The sequence below is a fragment of the Flavobacterium sp. genome (assembly GCF_013822155.1).
In the GTDB taxonomy this organism is placed as follows: domain Bacteria; phylum Bacteroidota; class Bacteroidia; order Flavobacteriales; family Flavobacteriaceae; genus Flavobacterium.
Genome location: NZ_PNJW01000067.1, coordinates 1 through 14,373, shown reverse-complemented (window position 1 = coordinate 14,373; position 14,373 = coordinate 1). Strand labels below are relative to the sequence as shown.

Annotated in this window: 9 protein-coding genes; all 9 read right to left on the bottom strand. The window is 32.3% G+C overall.

Translation table 11 applies throughout. The annotated features are described in order from the left end of the window. Window positions 1–582 (bottom strand): S1 RNA-binding domain-containing protein (locus tag C0512_RS13200; protein WP_290862324.1); only part of this gene is annotated, 582 nt, incomplete at its 3' end. Window positions 583–782: 200 nt separating this feature from the next. Further along, window positions 783–1,580: an SDR family oxidoreductase gene (locus tag C0512_RS13195; protein WP_290862322.1), complete on the bottom strand. Its 798-nt coding sequence runs from the start codon at window positions 1,578–1,580 to the stop codon at window positions 783–785. 87 nt (window positions 1,581–1,667) lie between these two features. Next, on the bottom strand, window positions 1,668–5,993 hold the full coding sequence (locus C0512_RS13190; RefSeq protein WP_290862320.1) for a tail fiber domain-containing protein: 4,326 nt from the start codon (window positions 5,991–5,993) through the stop codon (window positions 1,668–1,670). A 75-nt stretch (window positions 5,994–6,068) separates the two neighbouring features. Further along, window positions 6,069–9,758 (bottom strand): tail fiber domain-containing protein, encoded by a 3,690-nt coding sequence (locus C0512_RS13185; RefSeq protein WP_290862318.1) that lies wholly within the window; start codon window positions 9,756–9,758, stop codon window positions 6,069–6,071. 102 nt (window positions 9,759–9,860) lie between these two features. Beyond that, window positions 9,861–10,487, bottom strand: a complete 627-nt coding sequence (locus tag C0512_RS13180; RefSeq protein ID WP_290862316.1) for a response regulator transcription factor — start codon at window positions 10,485–10,487, stop codon at window positions 9,861–9,863. A 50-nt stretch (window positions 10,488–10,537) separates the two neighbouring features. Next, the gene (locus C0512_RS13175) at window positions 10,538–10,759 is read right to left on the bottom strand and encodes a hypothetical protein (RefSeq protein ID WP_290862314.1); all 222 of its coding nucleotides are present in this window, start codon (window positions 10,757–10,759) and stop codon (window positions 10,538–10,540) included. A gap of 191 nt (window positions 10,760–10,950) precedes the next feature. Further along, on the bottom strand, window positions 10,951–11,778 hold the full coding sequence (locus tag C0512_RS13170; RefSeq protein ID WP_290862312.1) for an OmpA family protein: 828 nt from the start codon (window positions 11,776–11,778) through the stop codon (window positions 10,951–10,953). Window positions 11,779–11,783: 5 nt separating this feature from the next. Beyond that, window positions 11,784–13,181 carry a T9SS type A sorting domain-containing protein gene (locus C0512_RS13165; protein WP_290862310.1) on the bottom strand — a complete coding sequence of 466 codons (1,398 nt, stop codon included), beginning with the start codon at window positions 13,179–13,181 and terminating at the stop codon, window positions 11,784–11,786. A 72-nt stretch (window positions 13,182–13,253) separates the two neighbouring features. After that, on the bottom strand, window positions 13,254–14,373 hold a 1,120-nt coding region (locus C0512_RS13160), incomplete at its 5' end, for an ATP-binding protein (protein ID WP_290862308.1).

Genomic DNA, 14,373 nt, shown 5'->3' with positions numbered 1-14,373 from the left:
AGAAACTACCACGTTTTTAAATTCGTGATTAATTTTTACCACTTTAAACTCCATCATTTTATTTACATATTGATCGTAGTCACGGATTGGTTTCACATCAATTTGAGAACCAGGTAAGAATGCTTCAATTCCGAAAACATCTACAATCATACCACCTTTAGTTCTGCATTTTACGAAACCATTCACGATTTCACCAGTTTCATTAGCAGAGATAACTCTATCCCATGCTTTGATAGTTCTGGCTTTTCTGTGTGATAAAACCAATTGACCGGTTTTGTCTTCACGAACGTCGATTAAAACTTCTACTTTGTCACCCACTTTTAAACCTGGGTTGTAACGGAATTCATTTAAAGAAATAACTCCTTCTGATTTCGCGTTAATGTCAACGATAGCATCACGATCTGTAATACGAACCACTGTTCCCATTACTACTTCGTCACTGTCAGTTGAAATGAAGGTTTTAGCAACCAACTCTTCAAATTCTCTTAGGTTTTTTTCATCTACTGCATCAATTCCTTCTTGGAAGTTATGCCAGTTAAAGTTTGCTAAAAACGCTTCTTGTTCTTTTAAAATTTCAGACATGCTGATTAAAAATTTGTATTCTGAGTTCTCTTGAGTTTCTTGATGCGATAGAAAACAGCAGAAGTTGTTTACATAAATAGTTTATACCCAATGGAAACTCTTCTTCGCCAAAAGGTGTGCAAAAGTACGAAGCTTTTTTGTAATTACAAAACTATTTTTCAAGCAATTATGCTAATTAAAAAAAGATTTTTGTTTGTGAATTAACGTCCTTTAAAATGTTCCATTGTATTATAAACGCCCATGACCTTGCCCACAAACCAATCAAACAACCAAATAGGCAATAATCCTTGAAAAAAACGAACAAAATGAACACTCCACGGCATACTTACAAAAATGCGGTTGTGTTCAATACCTTTTATGATTTTGTAAGCAACTTTTTGGGGTTTCAACAAAGGAATAATGGAACGAACACCATTAAACATTCCAGTACTGATATAATAGGGAGTTACAGTTGTAACACCAATATTTTTTTTCAGTTGGTTCATTTCTAAACGCAAACTATCTGACCAACCAATAACAGACCATTTACTGGCTGCATAAACGGCCATTTTCGGGTTTGATATTAAACCCGCAGAAGAAGCAATATTGCAGATGTATCCTGAATTTTGTTTCATCATGTCTGGAAGAAAGGCAGACGTAATATGCATCGGAGCATTTGCATTAATGTCCATCGTTTTTATAATGTCGTCACAAGAGTGTTCATGAAAATATTTTCCAACAATAATTCCGGCATTATTAATCAAAACATCAATGATACCATGCTCCTCTTTCACTTTTTGAGCTGTTTGATAAACTATTTCAAAATTTGCCACATCAACTTGATAGCCTGCAACTTTGCCTAATTTAGAAAATTGAGCAATTGTATCATCGAGCAGGTTTTGATTAATGTCCCAAATAATTAGCTTTGCCCCTTTTTGCAAAACAAGTTCTCCCATTAATTTACCTATTCCGGAAGCTCCACCGGTAATCAGAACATTTTTATTTGAAAAATTAAACATGAAAAGTTTTTCTTAAAATTAAGTTTCAAATTTAAAGATTGTTATCCAATAAAATGAATTTAAAAAGTTCTTTTATTTTTTGATGTGTTACTCTTTAGCTATTGATTTTTCCTTTAGAAGTTTAATTTCAACGTTTAATTTCTCTATCATTTTTTGTTGTTCTTGAATAGCTTTTACAAGTGGAGCAATCAAATCATTATATCGCATACTCAGCAAGCCTTCATCATCTTTTGTGATAATACCATTGTTGGAATCTCCGCATTCATCAAGTGTTTTTTCTACTTCTTGAGCAACAAACCCATACTCCGTTTTTTTATTTTCGTCGTTGGTTCTGTAATACGAAACAGGATTTAGCTTTTTGATAAACTCTAATCCTAGCGATGATGGTTTAATATTTGTCTTCCATCGACTATCAGAAGTTATTGACCAACCTACCTGAACACCAGCATACGTAATGTTGTAATCTCCAATTCTGATTTGATTGTTTGCTGCTCCATTTGGTACATTTGCATTATAACCAATTGCTGTATTATTGCTTCCGGTTGTATTAATACGCAAGGCATCCACACCACAAGAAGTATTGAAATTCCCAATTGTGTTGTATTCTAAACCTCTAAAACCAATTGCAGAATTATAGCTTCCAGATGTATTATTATACAAACTACCATTTCCGCTAGAAGTGTTAAAATTACCGGTTGAATTGGTAATTAGTGCACCACTTCCCATAGCTGAATTATAACTCCCGAGTGTATTGGCTCTTAAGGATTGATATCCAAGGGATGTATTTGCTACTCCAGTAGTATTTGTATACAAGGATTCAACACCAAGAGCTGAATTATAGCTTCCAGTCACATTGGAATAAAGTGATAGATATCCATTTGCCGTGTTGTTTATTCCTGAGGAGTTTGAACTTAAAGCATAAGCCCCAGAAGCCGTATTAAAATTTCCAACAGTATTACCTAATAGTGCACTTCTTCCAATCGAAGTATTATTACTTCCAGTTGTATTTGCAAATAAAGCAAAAACTCCAGTCGCTGTATTATAGGTTCCGGCTACATTGTTTTGTAATGCAGATACACCGGTTGCTGTATTATATGTTCCAACTGTGTTATTTTGTAATGCAGATAAACCGGATGCTGTATTATAGAATCCTGTCGTATTGTTTTGTAGTGATAAATATCCACTTGCTGTATTATTAAATCCAGATGTATTTGAAAAAAGTGAATAATATCCTGAGGCTGTGTTTCCACTTCCTGTTGTGTTATAGTAGAGAGAGGCTCCTCCCACTGCAGTATTTGTGCCCCCAGTTGTATTTGACACAAGAGCGTTTGCACCTATTCCGGTGTTAGCATTTCCTGTCGTATTACTATAAAGTGCTTGTGAACCATGTGCTGAATTATTAACACCAGTTGTATTACTATACAAAGCGAAGTTACCAATTGCAATATTGTTAGATCCAGTTGTATTTGAATAAAGAGCACTAATTCCATTACCGGTATTACCACTTCCGGTTGTATTACTATAAAGCACTTGAGAACCGAAAGCAGAATTATTAAATCCAGTTGTATTTGAATAAAGAGAATTTGAACCATTTGCTGTGTTGGAAGTACCCCACGAATTGTAATAAAGTGCATTTGTTCCGGTAGCAGTATTTTGATTTCCTGAAGTATTGTTTGCTAATGAAGCATATCCCGTTGCTGTATTATTATATCCCCATGTATTGAAGGAAAGTGTATTTGTTCCAAAAGCTGTGTTGGCATTTCCACTATTTCCAAAATTTAAAGTGTTATATCCGAATGAAGTTGTATTTGTACTTATGCGACCGGATAGTATATTATTTCTTTTAAAGACAACATCAATATTATCTATTGTTCCTATAAAGTTTACAGTGTGAAATGTTCCAGTATTTCCGGTTAATCCCCAAGCATTTACAGGTGCATTTTGCCATACAGGACCAATTGATGTTTGTGTTAATATTTCTCCAATTGCTCCTTCCGATATAGATGTTAGAACACCATTTGGGTCAGAAGATGTTAGTCGCGTTCCAACACCAGCTAAAACACTATTTCTTATATTCCCAACAACATGTAGGCGATCTTGAGGTGTTGATATTCCAATTCCAACATCCGTATTATTAATCGCTCCATTAACACTACTAATACTTCCTAAAACCAATGCGTTAGAAGCTCCTACATAAGCATTTGCACCAATGGCAGTGGCATTAGTCAAATTAGATATACTCACATCTGCAGCATTGCCTAATGCTGTATTATTTGAACCAAATTCATTGTTATACAAGGCTCTATTTCCGATTGCAGTATTATAGCTTCCTTTCGAAGAAAACAAAGATTCACTTCCATTTGCTACATTATAATTTCCTATTTCATTATTTATTAGTGCATTAACACCTGTAGCCGTATTATAACCACCATAAGAGTTATAAAAAAGAGCACTTATTCCAATGGCAACATTAAAATCACCAAAATTATTGTATAAAGCACTTGCACCAAATGAAGAATTATAGTTTCCGCTTATATTTCGATAAAGAGAATAATAACCCGAAGCTGTATTTAAAATACCTATGGTATTGTTATTTAATGAGTTTGTACCAAAAGCGGAATTGTTACTTCCTGATGTATTAGATGTTAATGAATAATTACCGCTTGCAGTATTATCGTTTCCATTTATATTTGAATACAAAGAGTTTTTACCCATGGCAGTATTATTAGACCCAAAGTCATTGAAGTATAAAGAACCTGACCCCAATGAAGAGTTGTTACTCCCTATCGTGTTATAATATAGAGACTGATACCCGATAGCTGTATTTTCTGAACCATTTTGATTGGTTTGCAAAGTATTTGCTCCTACTGCAGTATTTGCATTTCCACTGTAATTTGATAATAATGATTGACGACCAACAGCAACATTATTATTTCCAGAATAATTACTGTATAAAGTAGCGGCTCCAAATGCAGAATTATTTTGCCCATAACCTGATAAAGTTAAACCTGCATAACCGAATGAAGTATTGGTTTGCCCTAACATTCCTGAAATCCAGAGGTTTCTTTTAAATATTACATCATTATTATCTTTAGTACCTATAAAATTAATAGATGAATCGATTCCGGAATTTCCAGTTATACTCCATTGACTATCTGACTCTGTCATTAATTTTACCCATTTTACACTATCCCAATAATAAAATCCTTCCCCGCTACCACCAATAATAAAAGGATTTGTATTATACAATAATAAACTTGTTGTAACAGTCATTATCGGTCCGTTACTATTTACATCAGCCAAATTAATTCTGGGTATTAATATCCCTGAATTATTTGAATTAATATCTACAATAGCACCAACTGTTGGTGTAGTAGTACCAATTCCAATATTATCTTTAAACATTCTCATAATTTCGCCTGTTGATGTATCTACTCCAAGGCCAAAACTTAAAAACGGATTGGTAGTAACACCATCTCCATAATTCCAAATATAACCTTCGTTTGCATCTTGAAAACTACCATTCTCCTTTATACCTAAAAACAAACCAGCATAATTTGTACTTGAATTGCTCATTGGCGTATTTATTCTGATACCATTTCTACGAGTAGTATGAAATACTGCATCATTTGGGGAAGTTTTAATATCTAAAGAATAAGTTGGATTATCTCCAAAAACTCCAATAGAACGATAAGTAAATTTTGCTAATGTTTGATTTGTTGTTTCATTTCCAACTCCAAAACGAATCGATTTATTATAAGATATATTTTCATCATCACCATATGTCCAAATCAAAGTCTCATTTAGATTATTACGATCAAATCCAAAGAAAGAACCTTTTTGTGCTCCAGAACTTAGCATAACATCTTTTAAACGTATTCCATTTCTAGGCAAAATTATACTCGTTATGTTAGTTTGAATGTCTAAATTATAGTCAGGATTATTATTAAAAAAACCAATTTTATCAATACCTGATTTCAGTCTGATAAATTCCATATTATTTGCCCCGATTGACAAATCTGTTGCATCAGAAGTTCCAACAAAGTTTTCATTAGAAGCGGCGATATAATTGCTTATAGGGCTTGTGCCAGAATTTCCATTTAAAACCCAACCATTATCTCCACCAACATTTTTCCATGTTGACGTTGCATTTTCCCAATAATAAAATCCGGGTTGATTTGAACTAACCAGTGTAGTTAAATAAATCATCATCCCATCTTGTAAAGCAGTTGGATTTATAGTAGGAAAAGCATCTACTTTCGGTATTAAAATGCCATCCGAGTTGGCAGGTGCAGTCTGATCAGTTGATTTGATTTCCAAAGTAGCGTTCGGAGTTGTAGTGCCAATTCCGACTTGAGCAAATACATTTGTAAAGCAAAAAATAAGACCAAAATGAATAACTATATTTCTCATTGAGTATTTTGTTTATATTGAACGTTGTAATAATTTAAAACTAAATTGAACTTTTGAAAAGAGAGCAGATAGAAACTATTTTTTTTCTAAACTTTCTATCCTTTTAATAAGTTGATTAATAAGTTCTTTTTGTGCCGTATTTTCTTTTTCTAAAGTTTCAATTTTTGAATTTAGTTCTTGAGATGCTTTCACCATTGGGGCAATCAAATCATTATATCGCAGACCTAACATTCCTTCATCATCTTTTTTGATAATACCATTGTTGGAATCTCCGCATTCAATAAGTGTATTTTCTACTTCTTGAGCAACAAACCCATACTCCGTTTTTTTATTTTCATCGTTATTTCTGTAATACGAAACAGGGTTTAGCTTTTTAATAAACTCTAATCCAAGCGGTGATGGTTTAATACCTGATTTCCATCTTTGGTCAGAAGTAATAGTCCAAGCAACTTGAACTCCGGCATAAGTAATTGCAGTATTACCAATTCTTACTTGATTGCTTAAAGTAGCCGAAGGAACTTGAGCATTATTTCCAACTGCAATATTATTACTTCCAGTTGTTAAAAGAGATAATGCAGACGAGCCTATTGCAGTGTTATTATCACCCGTTGTGTTTGAATCTAATGCTCGAAACCCATTTGCAGTATTATTAGTTCCGTTGGTATTAGCATAAAGTGAACGATACCCAATTGCTGTGTTATAATTGCCAATTGAGTTTGAAAATAGAGTTTGAAAACCATTTGCTGTGTTGCCTAATCCAGAAGTATTTGTAGTGAGAGAACCTTGACCAATAGCTGTATTTGCAACACCTGTGGTATTTGAATCTAGCGAGGATGCACCAAAAGCAGAATTGTTAATACCTACTCTACCTGCATTTACATTGAATCGTTTGAAAACTAAATCACTATCATCGGTAGTTCCAATAAAATTAGTTGTTGGGTTTGTTCCTGCATTACCAAACAATCCCCAAGCATTAGCGGAAGCATTTTGCCACGTTGCGGTACCATTCGCATCTGAAGTTAATATTTTACCTGTAGTTTGATTTCCATCTACCATTCTTATATTACCCACAATATGTAATCTATCTAATGGAGAAGTTGTACCAATACCAACGTTTACACTACTAGCAGCTCCATTTTCCCCAATTACACTTCCTAAAACCATTGAATTGGATGTAGAAACATAAGCTTTATGACCTATTGCAGTTGCGTTTGTTAAATTTAGCGAGGAAATTGCTGTCCAACTACCAATAGCTGTATTAAAATCTCCAGTTGAATTATAAGAAAAAGATCCAATTCCTACTGCTGTATTACCATTTCCTGTAGTTGTAAATAATAAAGCATCTTTGCCAATTGCGGTATTATTGCTAGAAGTATTAATGAAAAGTGAATTAGCACCTATTGCAGTATTCCAATTTCCTGTAATATTTGTCGTAAGTGATTGATAACCAATAGTTGTGTTGTATGAACCTATAGTATTATTTCCTAATGAAGAACTACCTATTCCAGTGTTATAATCTCCAATAGTATTAGATGTTAATGTAGCTGTACCAATCGCGGTATTTGCATAGCCATCGGTATTTAAATTTAATGCTCCACTGCCAACTGATGTATTCCTATGCCCAGTAGTATTAAAACTAAGAGCATCATCACCTATTGCAACATTCCAAATACCTGTAGTTATAGAACTTAGAGAATTTTTCCCAAAAGCCGTATTAAGAGTTCTTATCCTTCCTGCATTTACATTAAATCGTTTAAAAATCAAATCGTTATCATCAGTTGTACCAATAAAATTTGTTAAAGGATTAGTTCCAGCGTTTCCAACTAATCCCCATGCATTGGCAGAAGCATTTTGCCAAGTTGCAGTACCATTCGCATCTGAAGTTAATATTTTGCCTGTACTTTGATTTCCATCTACCATCCTAATATTACCAACGACATGTAATTTATCTGAAGGAGCAGTTGTACCAATACCTACATTTACACTGCTTGTTGCACCATTAACACCGTTAATGCTACCTAATACCATTGAATTTGATGTGGTTACATATGCTTTTGCTCCAAGTGCTGTTGCGTTTGATAGATTGCCTATGGCAACATCTGCAAAATGTCCAATTCCTGTATTATTATTACCAGAATTATTATTAAACAAAGCACGATACCCATTTGCTGTATTTTGAAAACCGTTGATGTTTGAATATAAAGCTTCTTGTCCATTGGCACTATTTCCATAACCCGCTAAATTTGAAAACAATGAAGTAGTTCCAATAGCAGTATTGTTTGAACCAATTGTGCTTGAATTTAATGAATAACTTCCAATTGCAACATTATTGTTTCCTGTTGTATTACTCAATAATGCAAAATTTCCATTTGCAAGGTTGTTAACACCAATTGTATTATTAAATAAAGCATTTTGTCCGAAAGAAACATTATTACTTGTTAGTTTACCAAATAAAATATTATTTCGTTTAAAGACAATATCATTATCATCAGTTGTCCCTATAAAATTTATCGCGGGATTAGTGCCTGCGTTTCCGTTTAGTAACCATGCGTTTAAATTTTGCCAAGTTAGATTCCCTAATCCATCAGTTTGTATAATTTGACCATTCAATCCTCTTGAAGAAGGCAATATGTAATTATTGACTCCAGTAGTTCCAATTGATACTCTTCCTTGAAAATAGCCTGCATAACTGTTGGCTTTTGTCACATTGGAATAAATGCCATAATGTATACCTCCAGCCGTTGGTTGGATTGTTGTCCAAATTCCAAACTTATTACCTAAACCTGTTCCACTTAAATTGTTATATACACCATAATGCATACCGTTTCCTGTCGCAGAAATATCATTTTCTAAACCGTAAAAAGTAGCAGTACTAATTCCTGAAAAAATATTTTTTATTGCATATTTTGCCCCAGAACCCGTGCCTGTAAAATTATTAGTAACACCATAATTAAAACCATTGTTATTGTTATTAAAATCATTGACAATACCATTTAGAATACCGGAATAGGAAGCACCTGATTGAAACCAATTTCTCATTCCCCAAATTGCTCCTGAAGAACTTGTGCTTCTAAAATTATTGTAAACTCCAAATTGATTTCCCGAACCAGTAACTGTAAAATCAGTTGATAATCCTACTCCTAAATTATTCATTGATCCTGAGAACAAGTTGTCAACTCCTGTTTTAAAATTTCCGTTGCCCATCAAATTATTTTGTAAACCTGTTTGGTATTCGGTAGAGTTTATAGTGTTATTTATTCCATACTTATTGGACGTAGTGCTTAACTCATCAAAACTATTCAATAAGGTAAGTGAGGAAGTTTTATCATTGTTATCAATATCAACTTTAGTATCTGTACCGATTGTGTTTTTACCAATTGCCACATTTCCTAATGAGAAAATATTATCTGTAATTGCATCAGGTGAAGCAGTTGTACCAATCTCATGCCAATCTGCATCAGGATAAATTGTTTCTTTTACAGGTATCCAAACAGTTCCATTAAAAAAATAAAAACCCACACCATTGCCACCAAGAATTGCAGCGTTTGTATTCCAAATCAGTAAACCGGTTGCGGCAGTATTAATTCCATTTAAAGTGGTATTATTGATATCGATTAAGCTAATCCTAGGCACTAATATACCTGAATCTGTTGAACTTACATCTAAAATGGATGTTACATCTGGTGTTGTAGTGCCGATTCCAACCTGACCAAATGCATTTGTAAAGCAAATTAGTAAACAAATAATTAGTTGTCTTATTTTCATTATTTGTGCTGATTGAGTTAAATGAACAAAAATTAACACAAATTTAAGCTTTGATAAGCTACTTGTCAATCAACCGTTTGTATCATTTTATCAAAATAAACACTAATTTTTTCCGTATAATTTATTAACTGCTTCTGTTTTATTTTGCACTTGAAGTTTTGAATAGATGTGGTTTAAATGTCTTTTTACTGTACTTAATGTAATATTAAGTTTTTCTGCAATTTCTTTGTACAAATAACCCTTGCTTAATAATTCTAAAACCTCTTGTTCGCGTTTCGAAATAAGTTCTGTTATTGCATGATTGACCAAATTAATATTAAATGACGACAATACTTTTCTGGCAATTTTGGGAGACATTGGACTTCCTCCATCATATAGTTCTAAAATAGCATCAGTAATTTTTTCAGGAGAAGTATTTTTCAAAATATAACCGCTTGCTCCTGCTTTTAATGCTTCAAAAACCTGATCATTATCTTCATAAATGGTAAACATAATAAATTGAATATCTGGAAAATCATGTTTGATTTCCGCAACACAATCAATACCTGATTTTTGAGGTAGGTTAATATCGGTTATCACAACATCCGGCTGTAATTCAGGTAATTTTAAAATAGCCTCTTCAGCATTCTGAAAACATTGTATCAACTTAAAACGATTATCATTTTCAAGAATAGATTTTAATCCATTTTGAATATCTATTATGTCTTCAATGATACATATTGTTATCATAATATTTAAAAATTTAATACAAAATTACAATAATAAAAAGATTTAAAATATTACCATTTTATACTCTCAATAATAGTTTTTAATACTTCAGGATATATTTCTATTTCATCTTTTAGAAAATTATAATTGATATAAATTATTTCATTTGAATCTGCATACCAATAATGAAATTGTTGCATTTGCATCATGAATAAATTTTGAGAAGTTTTGAACGTTTTTCCATCAATAAAAAAATCTGCAAAACTTTCATTTAAATTAATAGCTCCATTCATTTTTTTACTTTGTTCAATTACTTGGAATAACAAAAGCTATTAGCTCAATGTTTTATAAAAATTATGCGTCGATAATCCTTTAGCATAAGTACACTGAATAGTATCCATTATTATATTTCTTGTCAAACTTTGCCCAAATGCAAGTTTTCCAAAACTCATAATAAGAATAAAACAAAGGACTTTCATCTACATTATTGTTTTACAATTTCAACTCTTCTATTCAGTTTTCGGCCTTGCTCTGTATCATTTGTGCTTATGGGGCAAAGTGATGCTACACCATCTGTCGAAAGTCTTACTGCTTGAATTTTTCCAATGGATACAAGATAGTTTTTTATACTTGTAGCTCTAGCTTTTGATAAAGTAGTATTGTTTGAGAAAATTCCGGTATTATCTGTATGACCAACAATAAAAATCTTTATTGTAGGATTTTCATTTAAGTAATCCTTAATTTCGTTGAGAGCTACTTTTGATTCAGGTTTGATATTCGATTTATCAGTATCAAACAAAATCCCGTAAAGAGCAATTTTCCCATCTCTATCAATGGATTCTTGCATATTTACAACAATATCTTGTTCCATACTAGCTACTTCTAAAACCTCAATATTATAACTTTCGGAATCTGTAGAATTTGCCGCTGTATTTACTTTAATATAAACTTCTTTACCATTAATATTGGCGGTATACATCGTTTTTTTATCATCAAGTGCAGTTCCTTCTACTTTTATAACTGCATTGTAATAATTTTGATTTATTTGAGCACTGCTGAATTTTTTTGTTTCCTTTTCGCTTTTTAAATAATACACATGATAATACTTCCCTCCTTTATTAATTTTCTGAGCTGTCCCTTTTACCCAATAGACAAATTCAACATCATTATAATCGCTGTTTTTACAATCACTTATATAAAACCCCGGCATACGGTTGATATAAGTTGGTTCTGTATCTTTACAACGAGGAGTATCTTGAGAATAACCCTTCCAATTAATCAATAGAAAAACTATAAAAATTAGTTTTTTCATATAAATTAGTTTTTAATAAATTTTTGAATCACAATATTTTCATCGATTATAATATGTATTAAATACATTCCCTTTTGTAAGGATTCAACTGATATAGATTGAATATTATTATTGATTTCTTTTATTTTTTTACCTGTTAAATCAGTAATAAACAAACTATTAATTATCGAATTACTATTGTTTTTTATGTTTATAACAGTTGTTGTAGGGTTTGGAAAAACATAAATATTTTGAAAATTTTCAAATTGATTAGTACTCATAGTTGAACAATTTAATAAAATAGGAATATTTGTATTTACCATTGGTCCAAGTCCAAGTTGACCTCTGAAATTATCTCCAAATACCCAAAAAGTATCATCAGTCTTTTTAGCAATTACATGACTCCAAGTACCAATATAGATGTTTTCCCAATTTGTTTCATTACCACTTTGAGTGGGCATATTTACATAATTATATGCATTATTTCCTAGCTCCCCATTAACACCGACTCCCCAAGCCCAAAGAGTTCCATCGCTCTTAATTACATAATTAGAGTTGGCACCACAATCGAATATTAGCCAATCTGATGATGAACCAATAGCTGTCGGTGTTGTCCTAGTAGTGTTAGTTCCATCTCCAAGTTGTCCGGAGGTTCCCCATCCCCAACTCCATGCGGTACCATCAGTTTTAGTGGCAAGAGTATGAGCTTCTCCCCCTTGAATTGACTGCCAGTTGGTAGCTGTGCCTAATTTAAATGGACTATATTTTGTAGTGTAGTTTCCAATTCCTAGTTGTCCCCATCCATTTGAACCCCAAACCCAAAGTGTTCCATCTGTTTTAATGGCTAGAGCATGCGAACCTCCTGTGGCAATTTTTTGCCAGTTTGTATCCGTTCCAATTTGTACAGGAACATTTGAGTGACTGGCAGAGCCATTTCCTAATTGCCCTGCACCGTCATTACCCCATGTCCATAAAGTACCATTGGCTTTTAATCCCAGTGTAAAAACATATCCAACAGAAATAGATTGCCAATCTGTAGCTAAACCAAGTAAAGTAGGCACATTTTTAGCATCCCAAGTCCCATCTCCAATTACGTCTCCCCAACCCCAAAGAGTGCCATCAGCTTTAGAAGCATAACTTGTATCACCTCCAGCACCCATTATACTTTGCCAATTAGTTTCGGTTCCAACTTGAATTGGTACATCATGAGAATCATCAAAAGAACCTATTCCAAGTTGACCATTTGTATTTTTACCCCATGCCCATAATGTTCCGTTTGGTTTTATAGCAATTGTGTGTTCAGATCCTGCTCCTATACTTTGCCAACATTGAGCATTTAATGAAAAGTTTAAAAAGAGAAAAAAAGAAATTAGGAAGTAAAATAATTTTCTAAAGACACAAAATTTATAAGTAGTTTTTTTCATGACATAAAATTTTAAGTAGACATAAAATTAATATATCTAACATGTCATGTCAATAGTACTTTCGGTTGATTTTTAACGAGTTAATTTTATCAAAGGAATTAAAATAGTCACAGTAGTTCCATTTAAGTTTTCAAATTTTAAAGAACCTCCAACTTTATTTATTCGTGCTTTTATATTTTTAAATCCATTACCATTTATAGCCTTTTCTAAATTTATTACATCCACACCCACTCCATTATCAGAAATTATGATTGATAAATCTTGGGTCAAGCGAATAGAAATAACAACAGTATCAGCTTTTGAATGTTTTACAATATTGTGAAATATTTCTTTTACTGATAAATAAATATTTCGTCTTATATCACCATTTACTGCTACTTGCTGAAAATCAATTGCATTATTAAATTTCAAATTTATATTGTTTAATTCAAAATAATCAACTGCATATATTTTTATATGTGACAATAAATCTTCTAACGCATCATTCTCTTGCTTCATTGCCCAAATAATATCACTCAAATTTTCAATTAAATCTACAGATGTTTTGTTAATTTTATTTATTTTTTCAAAGGCATTCACTTCATGCAAAGCCATTTGACTCAAGTAAGTAATTTTAGTCAGGCCACTTCCTAAATCATCATGCATATCAGCCGCAATTCTGGTTCTTTCATTTTCTAAATCACTTTGCTTTTCTAAAATTACATTTTGCATACTGATTATTTGGTTAGCATCGTCTAACAAAACTTTATTATAATTCTCCCATATTTTTTTATTTCTATAGTTCAAGGCTATTGAGAAAAAAACAATATCTATAAAACTTCCTATTACTAACCACTCTGCCGGATGAATCAGCATTTCCTTCCAATTCATCATGTTGGTTGCAAAACTAATAATTCCAAAACAAAAATAAATCAAGCTTGCAAACAGGATATATTTTTGAAAAGTTAAGTGCCTTAGTTTAAAACATTGCCACAACATAACAGCTGTTAGAATAAAAATAAAAACACGAATGGCTACAAAAGGAATAAAATAATAAAAATCAAAAAAAAGTAAAGCTAGATAAATTAAAATAGCATATCCAATTAAAATAGACATTATAAAAATCCAAGATTTATATAAAAAAGAAGTCTTTACTGAAACAACTTCTATGGATTGCAAAATAAAATTAAAATAGCTGGCTAAATATAGAATT

What these genes read in the sequence shown, in the direction of transcription:
- C0512_RS13195 (WP_290862322.1), bottom strand. Translation starts at nt 1,580, where the DNA reads ATGTTTAATTTTTCAAATAAAAATGTTCTGATTACCGGTGGAGCTTCC.
- C0512_RS13190 (WP_290862320.1), bottom strand. Translation starts at nt 5,993, where the DNA reads ATGAGAAATATAGTTATTCATTTTGGTCTTATTTTTTGCTTTACAAAT.
- C0512_RS13185 (WP_290862318.1), bottom strand. Translation starts at nt 9,758, where the DNA reads ATGAAAATAAGACAACTAATTATTTGTTTACTAATTTGCTTTACAAAT.
- C0512_RS13180 (WP_290862316.1), bottom strand. Translation starts at nt 10,487, where the DNA reads ATGATAACAATATGTATCATTGAAGACATAATAGATATTCAAAATGGA.
- C0512_RS13175 (WP_290862314.1), bottom strand. Translation starts at nt 10,759, where the DNA reads ATGAATGGAGCTATTAATTTAAATGAAAGTTTTGCAGATTTTTTTATT.
- C0512_RS13170 (WP_290862312.1), bottom strand. Translation starts at nt 11,778, where the DNA reads ATGAAAAAACTAATTTTTATAGTTTTTCTATTGATTAATTGGAAGGGT.
- C0512_RS13165 (WP_290862310.1), bottom strand. Translation starts at nt 13,181, where the DNA reads ATGAAAAAAACTACTTATAAATTTTGTGTCTTTAGAAAATTATTTTAC.